This is a genomic window from Dentiradicibacter hellwigii (genome assembly GCF_041770905.1).
In the GTDB taxonomy this organism is placed as follows: Bacteria; Pseudomonadota; Gammaproteobacteria; order Burkholderiales; family Rhodocyclaceae; genus Propionivibrio; species Propionivibrio hellwigii.
This window is the reverse complement of the sequence record NZ_JBEUWX010000002.1, coordinates 198888-212672: the sequence shown is the minus strand read 5'-3', so window position 1 is coordinate 212672 and position 13785 is coordinate 198888. Positions and strand designations below refer to the sequence as shown.

The window sequence follows — 13785 nt, the reverse complement described above, 5'->3', positions numbered from 1 at the left end:
CAATGAGTGTGTATCCGTGTGTATAATACAATCATGGACAGCAGGACGCTCATCAAATTAATCAAAGCGGATGGCTGGTATCTGGTGCATACGGTCGGCTCACATCAGCAGTACAGACACCCGACCAAACCCGGCAAGGTTACGGTTCCGCATCCCAGAAAAGACCTGGGGAAAGAAACCCTCAAAAGCATATTCAAGCAGGCTGGCCTATAGCGCCAGTGCGCAAGGAGCAAGGCATGTTATATCCCGTTTATATTTATCCCGGCGACGCCAATACCGCGCACGGCATCGTTTTCCCCGATTTCCCGGGCTGCCATGCCGCAGCGGACGAATGGGAACACATCCCCGCCATGTGCCAGGAAGCGGTGGAGGCGCACTTTGCGGGCGAACCTGCCACGGCGGTGCCTGCGCCCAGCCCGTTGTCCGAGCTGCAAAATAACCCGGAATATACCGGCGGTGTGTGGATGCTGGCCGATATTGACCTGGGCAAATTGCAATCGGCGCCCGTGCGCCTGAATATCAGCCTACCGGCGAACCTGGTGCGCCAGATTGACGGGTACGCGAATAAAAACGGCATGACCCGCAGTGGCTTTCTGGCCAAAGCGGCAAGCATGGCCATGGCCGATTAATTTCTGCCCTGCGGCGAGGCACTCACCAGGGCACACCGGAGACCCGCGTGGAGTGGGCATCTCCATCCACCCACCTCGGAAACCCGCGTAGATAAAGGGCTTCCTGTCAGGCACCTCTGTAACCCTTATCAATAAAGGGCTTCAGGGCAAGGGCGCCGGAGATGCCCTAAATACAAGGGGTTTACGGGCACCTCCTCTGAAACGCTCTAAATACGCGGGGTTCAGGGCACCCATATTTGAGACGCCCAATATATAGCGGCTTAACTTTGCCAAAAGACAAGGCGGCGAGCCGCAGACAGTACGAGTAGTACGGCAAGGCGAGCCAACGCCGTATTTTGGTAAAGAAAGCCGCTATGGCTTGACTTTGCCATGTGAAAAATAGGCTGTTAACCCCTCAGCCCTTTGGGCAGCTCCCCTTTAAAAAGGCGAACGAAGCGGTCGTTATATTTTTTGATGCGCTGAAGCCCTTGTTTTTAAAGGGCTTCAGAGCGATTTATGTTTTCTGCCCTATTTTTACGGATTTCAGAGGAGACTTCGCAAACTCAAATAGCGGCTCAACTTTGCCAAAAGACAAGGCGGCGAGCCGCTGACAGTACGAGGAGTACGGCAAGGCGAAGCCAACGCAGTATTTTGGCAAAGGAAGCCGTTATTCAAGGTTTTAGCGCGATGCCTCGGCCGGCGAGCGCGGCAGCAGCAGGTTGAGCAGCACGGCGAGCACGCCGCACAGGCTGATGCCTTGCAGCGAGAAGCTGCCGAGGTTCACGCCCAGACCGCCGATGCCCGTCACCAGCGTGATCGAGATGATGCACAGGTTACGCGCGCTGGAAAGGTCGACGCGGCCGTCGATGATCGTTTTGAGGCCGATGCCGGCAATCGAGCCGAAGAGCAGCACCATGACGCCGCCCATGACCGGCAACGGGATCGTTTGCAGCAGCGCGCCGAATTTGCCGACGAAGGCCATGAGGATGGCGAAACCCGCCGCCCAGGTCATGATTGCCGGGTTGGCGTTTTTGGTCAGCATCACCGCGCCGGTCACTTCGCCGTAGGTCGTCACCGGCGGGCCGCCGAACAGGCCGACGACGCTGACGGCCAGACCGTCGCCCAGCAGCGTCCGGTGCAGGCCGGGCGATTCGGTAAAGTCTCTGCCCGTCACCGAACCGATGGCCAGAATGCCGCCGACGTGCTCGACGATGGGGGCGATGGCGACCGGGATCATAAAAAGAATGGCGGCCAGATTGAATTCCGGCCGCCCGAAGTCAGGAACGGCGAACCACGCTGCCTGCTTCACCGGGGAAAGATCGACAATGCCCAGGTAGAGCGAGACAGCGTAACCGACAGCGACGCCGACGAGAATCGGCACCAGTTTGAACAGACGCCGCGCGCGGATCACCGTCAGCATCGTTGCCAGCAGCGAAATGGCGGCGACCGAGAGCGCCGTGCCGTAGGGCACGACCTGCGCGCCGCCCGCCTTGCCCGTCGCCATATCGACAGCGACCTGGGCTAGTCCCAGGCCGATCACCATGACGACCGGGCCGATGACGACCGGGGGCAGCAGGCGATGGATAAACGCCACGCCGCGCCATTTGACGAGTGCGGCCGCCAGGTAATAGAACAGGCTGGCGGCAGCCAGCGCGCCGAGGGTGGCCGGCATGCCCCAATTTTTGATCGACTCGATAATCGGCGCGATGAAGGCGAAGCTGGAGCCCAGGTAAATCGGCACCTGCCGCCGGGTGCAGGCCTGGAAGATCAGCGTGCCGACGCCGGCGCCGAGCAGCGCCAGGCTGGGATTGAGCCCGGTGAGCAGCGGCACCAGCACCGTCGCGCCGAAAGCGACGAAGAGAATCTGCGCGCCGGAAACCGCCGTGCGCCAGACCGGCTCGGCCGCCCCCTGCGCGGTAGGAATCACCGTTTTATTCATCGTCCCGCCCCTCATTCACCGCCTTACTTAGTGCCGAAAATCTTGTCGCCCGCATCGCCCAGCCCCGGAATGATGTAGCCGACTTCGTTGAGGTGGCTGTCGATCGCCGCCGTGAAAACATCCACGTCGGGATGCGCTGCATCGACAGCGCGGATGCCTTCCGGCGCAGCAACCAGGACGATGGCGCGCACATGCTGGCAGCCCTTGCGCTTGAGCATGTCGATGGTGGCGATCAGGGAGCCGCCCGTGGCGAGCATCGGGTCGATAATCAGCCCGATGCGCTCGTTGAGCTGGCCGACGAGGCGTTCGAAATACGGTTCCGGCATCAGGGTTTCGTGGTTGCGGGCAATGCCGACGACGCTGACCTTGGCACCCGGAATCAGGTCGAGCACGCCATCGAGCATGCCCAGCCCGGCGCGCAGAATCGGCACAACCGTGACTTTCTTGCCTTTGATCTGCTCGATTTCGACCGGCCCGGCCCATCCCTGAATGGTGCATTTTTCCAGCTCAAAATCGCGGCAGGCTTCGTAAGTCAGCAGGCGGGCCAGCTCGGCGGTCAGCTCACGGAATTTTTTGGTGTTGATGTCGTTTTCGCGTAACAACCCAATCTTGTGCTTGACGAGCGGGTGGTTGACTGCATGGATCGGCATGGGTGTTCTCCAAAAAGAGGAATGAACAAAACGGCGCAAGGTTAACGGATTCGCGCGGGAAAATCATCCTTCCTCGCCGGCATTGACCGCTTTATACGAAAGGGGCTGTTTTCATGCGCTTCCATCCGCTTCTATCTGTTTCTACCCCTTTCCATCCGCTTCCCGTCCATCGCCGGCCGCGTCATTGCGGCAAATTGCCGGGCGCCCTTAATTGCCGCACGCTTTTTCCGCCAGCCACGGCGTCAGGGGAGATCCGGCGGCCGCTTTCGACGGTTCCCATCATTTTTCCACGCCGCTTTTCAGTGCAGTCCCGTTCTCGCGCACGGGGCGGCATCGCGTGTCAAAATATCGGCTGCGGTCTATCCGGCGCAATGAGCGGCTCCCATTCCAAGCGGGCATCCGGCACACCGGCGTGCCTTACCGCACGGCAAAATGCCTGCCCGCACGATAAACGCCACCTTTTCGGACGTCGCGGGCGTCAATCATTGCAGCGGAACCGCCTGATACGAGGAAAATCACCCAAACCACCGAGGATTTCTATGAGTACGCTCCGCTTTCCCGATATCGACATTCCTTCGACCGACGGCGCACCGTTCAACGCCGCGGCGGTACGCGGCAAAACACTGATTGTTTATTTTTATCCCAAAGACAACACGCCCGGCTGTACGACCGAGGCGCAGGAATTCCGCGATCTGCATGACGAATTCGTCAGGGCCGGCGGCGTTGTGCTCGGCGTTTCGCGTGACAGCCTGGCCTCGCACGAAAAATTCAAGGCAAAGCACGCCCTGCCCTTTGCGCTGCTTTCCGATGCCGACGAGCGCCTATGCACGCATTTTGGCGTCATCAAGGATAAAAAGCTCTACGGCAAGCCGGTACGCGGCATTGAACGCAGCACCTTCGTCTTTGACGGCAGCGGGCAGTTGCTGCGTGAGTGGCGCTGCGTCAAGGCGCCCGGCCATGCACAAGAGGTACTGGATTTCGTGCTCGATTCCGTCCGTACGTCAGCGCACTAGCGCCGCCACTGTCCCCACCGCCTATCTGCTACCGCCCTTTCCGGAGACGCCGATGCCCCGCCGAACCGCCCGTCCGCCTCATCGCCTGCCCAAGCTCTTCATCCTCGATACCAACGTGCTGATGCACGATCCGACGAGCCTGTTCCGTTTCGAGGAAAACGACATTTTTCTGCCGATGAAGACGCTGGAGGAACTCGACCACAACAAAAAGGGAATATCCGACGTTGCGCGCAACGCGCGACAGGCCACGCGCATGCTCGACGAGATCATCAGCCGCCGCGAGGACGGCATCGCCACGGGCATTGCACTTGCCGAAGCCTCGCACGGGCTGGCCAGCGGCCGCCTGCTCCTGCAAACCGAGGCGGTCAGCGCGGATCTGCACGGCGGCCTGGCAAGCGAACGGGCAGACAATCAGATTCTGGCCGTCGTAGTCCATTTGCAGCGCACGTATCCAGAACGCGCGGTCATTCTGGTGAGCAAAGATATCAATATGCGCATCAAGGCGCATGTCCTCGGCGTTCAGGCGCAGGACTACTTTAACGACCGGGTGCTTGAAGACATCGATCTGCTCTATCGCGGCATGCAGGCGCTGCCCCCAGATTTCTGGGAAACGCAGACGCACGGACTGGAATCGTGGACGCAGGAAAACCGCACGCGCTACCGCATCCGGGGGGCCTTGTGCGCCAAACTGCTGATCAATGAATTCGTGTATCTGGATACACCGGAGCCGTTTTCCGCCATCGTGCGCGAAATTTCGGGCAACTGCGCCGTGCTCGAAACGCTGATCGACTATACGCACCCGAAACACAATGTCTGGGGAATCACGGCGCGCAACCGCGAGCAGAATTTTGCCCTCAATCTGCTGATGGATCCGGAAATCGACTTCGTCAGCCTGCTCGGCCAGGCGGGCACCGGCAAGACCTTGCTGACGCTGGCTGCCGGCTTGACCCAGGTGCTCGACGAAAAGCGCTATCAGGAAATCATCATGACGCGCGCCACGGTCTCCGTCGGCGAGGACATCGGTTTTCTGCCGGGCACGGAAGAAGAAAAAATGGCGCCGTGGATGGGGGCGCTGGAAGACAACCTGGAAGTCCTCAGCCATACCGGCACGACGGGCGGCGACTGGGGGCGCGCGGCAACGCAAGATCTGATCCGCAACCGCATCAAGATCAAGTCGCTCAATTTCATGCGCGGCCGCACCTTTCTCAACAAGTTTCTGATTATCGACGAGGCGCAGAACCTGACGCCAAAACAGATGAAAACGCTGATCACGCGCGCTGGCCCGGGCGCCAAGGTCGTCTGCATGGGCAATATCGCGCAGATCGATACGCCCTACCTGACCGAAGGCAGTTCAGGGCTGACCTTTGCCGTCGACCGCTTCAAGGGCTGGGCGCACGCCGGCCATGTCACCCTGCAACGCGGCGAACGTTCGCGGCTGGCCGACTACGCAGCGGAGATGCTCTAGCATTGCATAAAACCGCTGATCAGCTCTAGGCGGCGAATTAGCGATAGGAGACAAAAGCAGATGACGGCCGCGCAGAACCATGCAGAACCAATCGCCACTGCGAAAACTGCCACTGCGGAAAATGACCTAGCACCCCGGTCTTTCTCCCTTTTTTCTCTTTCAATCCTTCCGCACGCAGCCTATGCATGCCTTTTGCGCGCCCTGCACGCCGCGGCATACACTCCGCCATTTGCAGGGATTTTCCACGATCGACTTTGCTCGGCGGCCAGCCGCTCTTCGCCCGATTTCACGCTATAATCGCCGCGACTTCGTAGAGCCGTGCGCCTTATTAGACACGGCTTTGTTTTTTGATCGGAGGATAGGAGAATCGATTGAAACGACGAAACTTCCTCACTGCTTCCGCCATTTTGACTTTTCTCGCATCGACGCCCGTGCTGGGCGCAAAGAAGAAAAGTGCAGCCACCAAAGCCAAGGCCGCATCCAGTCAGCGCAAGGGCAAATCGACCGGAAAGGCGGGAAAAGCAGGAAAATCCAGAACACGCCGCCGCGTTTCCGCACGAACGGCGGTCTCATCCAGGCCATCAGCGGCCAACGCCGCGCCCGAGGATACCTCTGCCGCCAACACGCCCATCGAGCACCGCAACGTCGTCAAACTGCCGCAGGAAAAACCGACCGACTGGCACACCGTTGAGTTGCAAACCGATGTTGGCCTACAGTCCAACCAGGGGCGTGCCCGCCTGTGGCTACCGCTGGCGCAGTACAAGGATACGGACTGGCAGCGCACGATCGGCCACACCTGGCAGGGTAATTTCAGCAAGGCAGGAATTTACCGCGATCCGGTCGCCGACATGGAAATCTTCTTCGCCGAATGGCCGGAATCTATCGACACGCCCAAACTGCAATTCATTACCCAGATTGCTACGCAAAACCGTCAGTTCGACATCACCCGCCGCGGCGTCATTGCCGAGCAGGCGGAAGTGCTGCGCCGCAACCTGCATCCCACCCAGCTCGCGCCAGTCGACGGCATCGTGCATCAGACGGCGGAGCGTGCGATTGGCCGCATCAAAGACCCATTGGCAATGGGGAAAGCCCTGTACGACTGGGTGATTGAAAACGCCAGTTTCGACACCAATGGTCAGGGTATGGGCGAAGCCGACATCAGTCAGCTATTGGGTAACGGGCGTTTCGTCGGGCGCAGCGCCGATATCGCACTGCTCTTCGTCGCGCTTTGCCGCTCCGTCGGCATTCCGGCGCGCCCGGTCTACGGCCTGCGCACCGGGCGTTCGCGGCTCTTCAACAGCCTCGGCGCAACGGGCGAACTGAGAAGCGCGCAGCATTGCCGCGCCGAGTTTTACATTCCCGGTTATAGCTGGATCGGCGTCGATCCTGCCGCAGTATGCGAAGCCATACGTGAGGAACCGTTATCCAACACCGACCCGAAAGTAAATGTTTTCAAAAAATTGCTGTTTGGCTTTTGGGAGATGAACTGGATCGGTTTCAATACGGCGCAGGATGTCATCCTGCAAGGCGCTTCCGGTAAGGCGCTGCCAAGCCTGATCTACCCTGTTGCCGAAACCGCCGGCGGCCGCTTCGACGGACGCAACACCAACCGTATGACGTATCGCGCCACTGCCAACCACCTGTAAATTCGACCTTCCATAAACCGGCAAGCACCAGTCGGTGTGTGTGACCGTGTGCGACCACGTACGACCACGCGCTAGCAAAAGCCGGCTCCCTCAAGGCAGAGAAAGGGGAGCAGGAAAGCGCACGGGCGAACTCGCCGCCCGACGGAATCGCTTTTTCCCTCGCTTAAATGCGCAGGAGAAATTGAGGTAGAAGTGATTGAGGTAAAAGTGCGTCAGTAAAATAACCGCCAACGGCTGAATGCGGTTTTCTTCCACGCGATCGCGCGTAGTTTTTTGACTCAGTAAGCTGCTTCATTTTTGCGGAATATTCGTTTTTTCTACGCGATCGCGGCGGCCTGGCCGTAAATTTGCAGATTTACACTGTGGCCTTACCTGCCGGGAACTCAATACGGGAACGATGGTCAATGCCCCTGAACAACCAAGGAGCCTCTGATGACGAACTTTACTTTCCCCGCCCTCCCCTATGCCTACGACGCGCTGGAACCGGCCATTGATAAAACCACGATGGAAATCCACTACAGCCGTCACCACAAGGCTTATTTCGACAACTTTCTTGCCGCCGTCAAGGATTCGCCTGCTGCGGATGAAAGCCTGGAGGCCATTCTGGCCGGCATCAGCCGCTATACGCCGGCAGTACGCAACAATGGCGGCGGTTTCTATAACCATACGCTCTACTGGAACGCCATGTCCCCCAACGGCGGCGGCACGCCCACCGGCAAGCTGGCACAGGGCATTGACGCCGTATTCGGCAACTTCGATAATTTCAAGGCACAGTTCAAGGATGCCGGCCTCAAGCAGTTCGGCTCGGGCTGGGCCTGGCTGATCGTCGGTCAGGATGGCAAACTGGCGATCACCAGCACGCCCAATCAGGATAATCCGCTGATGGATATTGCTGCCGTGAAAGGCACGCCCATTCTTGCCTGCGACGTTTGGGAGCATGCCTATTATCTGCGTTATCAGAATAAGCGCGCCGATTATCTGGAAGCCTGGTGGCAAGTCGTCAACTGGCATTATGTTGCCGAGCTGTACGGCAAAGCATAAGCGCCTGCATCAACGGCGCAGTCGATAACTGCGCTGGCTTCGCGCATTTTTTACCTGTTGTTTGCGGCCATCCGCAGTATTTGCGCCCCTCTCCGGAACCTTACCGTCTGACGAGGGGCTTGTTTTTGAGCGTGCGGACAGGCACTGCCTCTGAAGTCCGCGTGGATAGGGCGTTTCCGGACAGGCACCGCTGGAACCCTTATAAATAAAGGGCTTCAGAGCACATCCTCTGAGACGTCCAAAATACAAGGACTTCAGGGCAGCCACTTTTCCGGAACACGCCGGGCAGGTCAATCGTCTTGCCCCAGATACCCGCCTGTTTGCCGCGACCAGAGCCGGGCGTAGATGCCATTTTTCGCCAGCAGTTCCGCATGGCTGCCCTGTTCGACGATCTGCCCGGCATCAAGCACGACCAGCCGATCCATGCGGGCAATCGTCGATAATCGGTGCGCAATGGCGATCACCGTCTTGCCGCGCATCAGGGTATTCAGACTTTCCTGTATCGCCGCTTCGACTTCGCTATCCAGCGCCGAAGTGGCCTCATCCAGAATCAGGATGGGAGCGTCTTTCAGCAACACGCGGGCAATGGCGATGCGCTGGCGCTGCCCGCCGGAGAGTTTGACGCCACGCTCGCCGACCTGGGCATCGAGTCCGTGATTGCCCTGCGGATCAGCCAGCGTTTCGATGAATTCCGCCGCCTCGGCCTGTTCGATGGCGCGCCATAGCTCCGCCTCGCTCGCCCCAGGCTTGCCATAGAGAATGTTTTCGCGCACCGAGCGGTGGAGCAGTGAGGTGTCCTGCGTCACCATGGCGATATGGCGGCGCAGGCTATCCTGCGTCACATGGGCGATGTCCTGCCCGTCAATCAGGATGCGGCCGGACTGCACATCATAGAAACGCAGCAACGCATTGACCAGCGTCGATTTTCCCGCGCCGCTGCGCCCGACCAGGCCGATTTTCTCGCCCGGCCGGATATGTAGATCCAGATGCTCGATGACGGACAAGTGCGATCCTTCTTCGGCATTTCCGGCCACGCGGCGTCGATAGCTGAAGCTCATATCCTCAAAGCGGATATCACCGGCGCTGACCGTCAGCGGCCGGGCGTCGGGTGCATCCTGCACCGCACGGGGCAATCCGAGCATATTCATACCGTCGGCGACCGTACCGACCTGCTCGAACAGGCTGCTCACTTCCCACATGATCCAGTGCGACATGCCATTGAGCCGCAAAGCCAGTGACACCGCCACGGCGACCGCGCCCGCGCCAACCCGGTCGTCGATCCACAAGCTCAGTCCCGCCGCAGTCACCGAAAAAATCAGCAGGTAATTGATGCAACCCATCAGGATATCCAGATACGTGACCAGCCGGAACTGGCGATAGACCGTTTGCAGGAATCCGTCCATCGAATCACGGGCGTACTGCGATTCGCGCCGGGTGTGCGCAAAGAGCTTGACCGTGGAGATGTTGGTGTAGGCATCCGTAATCCGGCCGGTCATCGTCGAGCGGGCATGCGCCTGCTCCTGCGAAACCTGCTTGAGCCGCGGGATGAAATACCATTGCAGGCAGGCATAGGCGACAAACCAGGCCAGGATCGGCGCCAGCAGATATTTGTGAATGCTACCCAGCAGCACGAACATGGAGAGGAAGTAAACCGCCACATAGACCATGACATCCATGATCTTGAGCACCAGCTCACGTACGGCCAACGCCGTTTGCATCACCTTCGTCGAAATGCGGCCGGCAAATTCATCCTGATAAAAACTCATGCTCTGGCCAAGCAGGTAGTTATGCATCCGCCAGCGCACGGACATCGGGAAATTACCCATCAGCGACTGATGGCGCACCAATGAGGCCAGCAAATGCGCCAGCGGCAACAGCAGCAACAGCACCACGGCCATCGCAGTCAGCCGCCATTTTTCATCGGAAAGAAAGGTTTCACGATTGGCGGCGGAGAGCCAGTCCACAATTTTGCCCATGAAGGCAAACAGTGAGACTTCCATAGCCGCCAGCAGGAAGCTGCAAATGCCGACCAGAATGACCGGCGTGATGAAGCCGCGGGCATAGTAACGACAAAAGGCAAACAGCGACCGGGGCGGAAGATCCGGGCTGGAAGCCGGAAAAGGCTGCGTCCATCGCTCAAAAAAATTCAGCATGATTCCCTATTCTGTTTTTCCTCGTAGGAGTCCTCTCGTGGGAGACCTTTATCTGCCGCATTGCCTTGTCAGATGGCAGACTATTCTTTGCTGTCACCGCCGCTACCGCCATCCCGACAAGCCAAGAGACCGGGCATCCAAAACCTTACGCTCCGCCCATCGCTTCGCGCACAGCGTCCGCCAGAAACTCAGCCGCGGCGCGCACCTTGCCTTCGTCACGACCTTCAACCATCACGCGCAATAGCGGTTCGGTGCCGGAAGGACGCAGTAATACGCGCCCTCCTCCCGCCAGAGTCGTTTCGACATCGCGCTGAGCCGCCGCAATACGCGGTTCATCGTGCAAGCTGAAACCGGGGCGCAGCGGCACATTGATCAGCACCTGCGGATACAAGCGCAAGCGCCCAAGCAGGGCATCCATACTGACGCCTTCTTCGCGCAGCGCCGTCAGCAGCTGCAGGGCCGAAACGATACCATCGCCCGTCGTCTGTCGGTCCAGGCAAAGAATATGTCCGGAGTTTTCACCGCCAAACAACCAGCCCTTTTCGCTCAACATTTCCATCACATAACGGTCGCCTACCCGGGCGCGGGCAAAGGCAATGCCCCGTTCAGCCAGCGCATGTTCGAAAGCCAGATTGGTCATCAGGGTTCCGGCAACGCCGGTCACCGGCCCATGCCGCAGACGGCTGCATACGATCGCCAGCAGAATCTGGTCGCCATCATAGACTTGACCATTGCCGCCTACGACCATCAAACGATCCGCATCGCCATCAAAAGCCAGACCGAAGTGCGCACGCTGCGCCAGAACCGCATCACGCAGCGCCTGTAGCGAGGTGGCGCCAACATTCTGGTTGATGTTAAGACCATTGGGTTCAACGCCGATGGACGTCACCTCTGCGCCCAGTTCATGAAACACATGCGGGGCGATGTGATACGCCGCGCCGTTGGCGCAATCCAGGGCGATTTTCAGACCACGCAGATCAAAATCGTTGGGGAACGTGCTTTTGCAGAACTCGATATAACGACCCGCCGCATCGGTAATCCGGCGCGCGCGTCCCAGCTCGGGCGAAGATACGCAGCCAATCGGCGCGTCGATACCTGCTTCGATCTGCGCCTCAAACGCATCGTCCAGCTTGGTTCCGTGCGCCGAGAAAAATTTGATGCCGTTATCGTAGAACGGATTATGCGAGGCGGAAATGACAACGCCGGCCTGCAGGCGCAGCGCCCGCGTCAGATACGCCACGGCGGGCGTCGGCATGGGTCCAACCAGGCAGACATCGACGCCCGCTGCCGAAAAACCCGCTTCCAGCGCCGCCTCCAGCATATAGCCGGAAACCCGCGTATCCTTGCCGATCAATACGGCCGGCCGCTCACCATCGGGGGTCTTTTCACGCAGAACGTTGCCGGCGGCGTACCCCAGGCGCATCACAAAATCCGGGGTAATCGGTGATTGGCCCACGCGCCCACGCACACCATCGGTTCCAAAATATTTTTTGCTCATCGCTACTCTCTTTGCCTGACACCAGCCCATGCCACGAGCTGTACAGCGGGATAGTACTGCAAGCGTATGACAAAATGGCCGTGTCGCCGCCCATGCGCCGTCACGAATAAACCCAGTCGCCGGAAACGCAAAAGGGCGCCGAAACTTCGGCGCCCTTTTCAGAACTGGCGGAGTGGACGGGACTCGAACCCGCGACCCCCGGCGTGACAGGCCGGTATTCTAACCAACTGAACTACCACTCCAGTCACTGCGGCATTGCCACACCACAGCGGGGGCGAACTATACCGGTTTGCCGGCAGGCTGTAAACCATTTTGCGGAGATTCCTTGGCTTATTTTTACGCCGGCCAGCCTGGCCGGCATATCTGCTGTATACGAGATTACACCCGTCCGAAAAAAGTTCAGCCTACCGGCCGACATCATGGCGCGATAAACCGAGACCTCCCGCGCCGGAGGCACTTTCGCATCACGGCAGAATCAAGGCAGACATTCACGCCCAACCGGCGCCAATCGCATAAAATGCCGGTCGCAAACCCTGTCCATCGACCATAGATTTGGGGCATTTCATCCCGAACTTTTTTACTTCATATTCCGCTAAACGAGATCACCATGCTGTTATCGAGATTCCCGCATTTGCCAATGACTTTCTCCCGCATATGTCTGGGTGTGCTGACCGCGTCGATCACACCGCTAGCGGGCGCACAGCAGACGACAGCGCCCTACCTGGCGCTGAACGCCGGCATCCACCGCATTGAAGCGGAAATTGCCGCCGACCAGCCAACACGTATGCAGGGACTCATGCAGCGCAAGCACCTGCCGGTCAATCACGGCATGCTTTTCGTGTTCCCCGTCGCCGACCGCCATTGCATGTGGATGCGCAATACACTGATTCCCCTTTCCGTCGCCTTTCTCGACGCAGAAGGCAAGATCCTCAACATTGAGAACATGCAACCGCAAACGGAAAAAAATCATTGCGCAAGCGCACCAGCACACTTTGCGCTGGAAATGAATTCAGGCTGGTTCGCCAGCAAAGGCATCCGGGCAGGCCAACGTATCGGCGGCATCGGCAAGGCGCCGCCCCCCCGCTGATCTTTGTATAGCGGCTTCCTTCGCCAAAATACTTCGTTGGCTTCGCCTTGCCGTACTGCTCGTACTGCCTGCGGCTTACCGCCTTGTCTTTTGCAAAGTCAAGCCATAGCGGCTCCCTTCGCCAAAATACGGCGTTGGCTCGCCTTGCCTTTTGGCAAAGTCGAGCCGCTATATTTTTGGGCATCTCAAATATGGGTGCCCTGAACCCCGCGTATTTAGGGCGTTTCAGAGGAGATGCCCGCTAGCCCGCGGAAACAGGGCATCTCCGGGGACCCTGCTCGCAAGCGCCCTATTTATAAGGGTTTCAGGGGCTCCGGCCCGGAAACGCCCACTCCATGCGGGGTTCGGAACACCCACCTAGAACATCTTTATCGACGCGGCTTCCGGGTATGTCCCTTTGTGCATACGGTAACAACGGAGAACCCTAAAACCCCTTAGGCGCAGCCGCAGGCGCGGGGCGAATTGGCGGAATCAAGTGCTTGATTGTCTGAGCGCAGCGTGTTAATCAAGCCCGCCGCCAAGCAACCCGCGACAAGGAGTCTTCTGCGCCTGGGGTCGCCTTTCTTTGCTGACTTTCTTTGGCGAGGCAAAGAAAGTCAGCGGGGCGCGCTGCCGCTCAGCGCTACAGATTCAAAAAAGCTCCAACGGTAGAAATCAAAGCGCATGCTGTGGCGATTCTTATTTT

The 13785-nt window shown here is 58.9% G+C and carries 11 protein-coding genes and 1 tRNA gene; 7 read left to right on the top strand and 5 right to left on the bottom strand.

The annotated features are described in order from the left end of the window. Nucleotides 1-33: 33 nt before the first annotated feature. Nucleotides 34-213 (top strand): type II toxin-antitoxin system HicA family toxin, encoded by a 180-nt coding sequence (locus tag ABCS64_RS03290; RefSeq protein WP_418890498.1) that lies wholly within the window; start codon nucleotides 34-36, stop codon nucleotides 211-213. 23 nt (nucleotides 214-236) lie between these two features. After that, nucleotides 237-629: a type II toxin-antitoxin system HicB family antitoxin gene (locus tag ABCS64_RS03285; RefSeq protein WP_418890497.1), complete on the top strand. Its 393-nt coding sequence runs from the start codon at nucleotides 237-239 to the stop codon at nucleotides 627-629. Nucleotides 630-1287: 658 nt separating this feature from the next. Here ABCS64_RS03285 and ABCS64_RS03280 read toward each other — a convergent pair. Together ABCS64_RS03280 and upp are read right to left on the bottom strand one after the other, a co-directional pair. Continuing rightward, a complete protein-coding gene (locus ABCS64_RS03280; RefSeq protein ID WP_418890496.1) occupies nucleotides 1288-2547 on the bottom strand; it encodes a uracil-xanthine permease family protein in 1260 nt (419 codons plus the stop codon). Between the two features lie 23 nt (nucleotides 2548-2570). Next, nucleotides 2571-3197, bottom strand: a complete 627-nt coding sequence (gene upp / locus ABCS64_RS03275; protein WP_418890495.1) for a uracil phosphoribosyltransferase — start codon at nucleotides 3195-3197, stop codon at nucleotides 2571-2573. Between the two features lie 539 nt (nucleotides 3198-3736). Between upp and ABCS64_RS03270 the strand changes: the two genes are divergently transcribed. The 4 genes from ABCS64_RS03270 (at nucleotide 3737) to ABCS64_RS03255 (ending at nucleotide 8362) form a co-directional block, all read left to right on the top strand. Beyond that, the gene (locus tag ABCS64_RS03270; RefSeq protein ID WP_418890494.1) at nucleotides 3737-4210 is read left to right on the top strand and encodes a peroxiredoxin; all 474 of its coding nucleotides are present in this window, start codon (nucleotides 3737-3739) and stop codon (nucleotides 4208-4210) included. Between the two features lie 52 nt (nucleotides 4211-4262). Beyond that, on the top strand, nucleotides 4263-5675 hold the full coding sequence (locus ABCS64_RS03265; RefSeq protein ID WP_418890493.1) for a PhoH family protein: 1413 nt from the start codon (nucleotides 4263-4265) through the stop codon (nucleotides 5673-5675). Between the two features lie 371 nt (nucleotides 5676-6046). Then, nucleotides 6047-7321: a transglutaminase-like domain-containing protein gene (locus ABCS64_RS03260; RefSeq protein WP_418890492.1), complete on the top strand. Its 1275-nt coding sequence runs from the start codon at nucleotides 6047-6049 to the stop codon at nucleotides 7319-7321. A gap of 432 nt (nucleotides 7322-7753) precedes the next feature. After that, nucleotides 7754-8362, top strand: a complete 609-nt coding sequence (locus tag ABCS64_RS03255) for a superoxide dismutase (RefSeq protein ID WP_418890491.1) — start codon at nucleotides 7754-7756, stop codon at nucleotides 8360-8362. A gap of 290 nt (nucleotides 8363-8652) precedes the next feature. Here the strand turns inward: ABCS64_RS03255 and ABCS64_RS03250 are convergent, their stop codons facing one another. The 3 genes from ABCS64_RS03250 to ABCS64_RS03240 form a co-directional block, all read right to left on the bottom strand. Further along, nucleotides 8653-10515, bottom strand: a complete 1863-nt coding sequence (locus ABCS64_RS03250) for an ABC transporter ATP-binding protein (protein WP_418890490.1) — start codon at nucleotides 10513-10515, stop codon at nucleotides 8653-8655. Nucleotides 10516-10660: 145 nt separating this feature from the next. Continuing rightward, nucleotides 10661-12013 carry a phosphoglucosamine mutase gene (glmM, locus tag ABCS64_RS03245; protein ID WP_418890489.1) on the bottom strand — a complete coding sequence of 451 codons (1353 nt, stop codon included), beginning with the start codon at nucleotides 12011-12013 and terminating at the stop codon, nucleotides 10661-10663. A gap of 165 nt (nucleotides 12014-12178) precedes the next feature. After that, a tRNA-Asp gene (locus tag ABCS64_RS03240) sits at nucleotides 12179-12255 on the bottom strand. A gap of 365 nt (nucleotides 12256-12620) precedes the next feature. Here ABCS64_RS03240 and ABCS64_RS03235 point away from each other — a divergent pair. Further along, a complete protein-coding gene (locus tag ABCS64_RS03235; protein ID WP_418890488.1) occupies nucleotides 12621-13100 on the top strand; it encodes a DUF192 domain-containing protein in 480 nt (159 codons plus the stop codon). Nucleotides 13101-13785 lie beyond the last annotated feature (685 nt).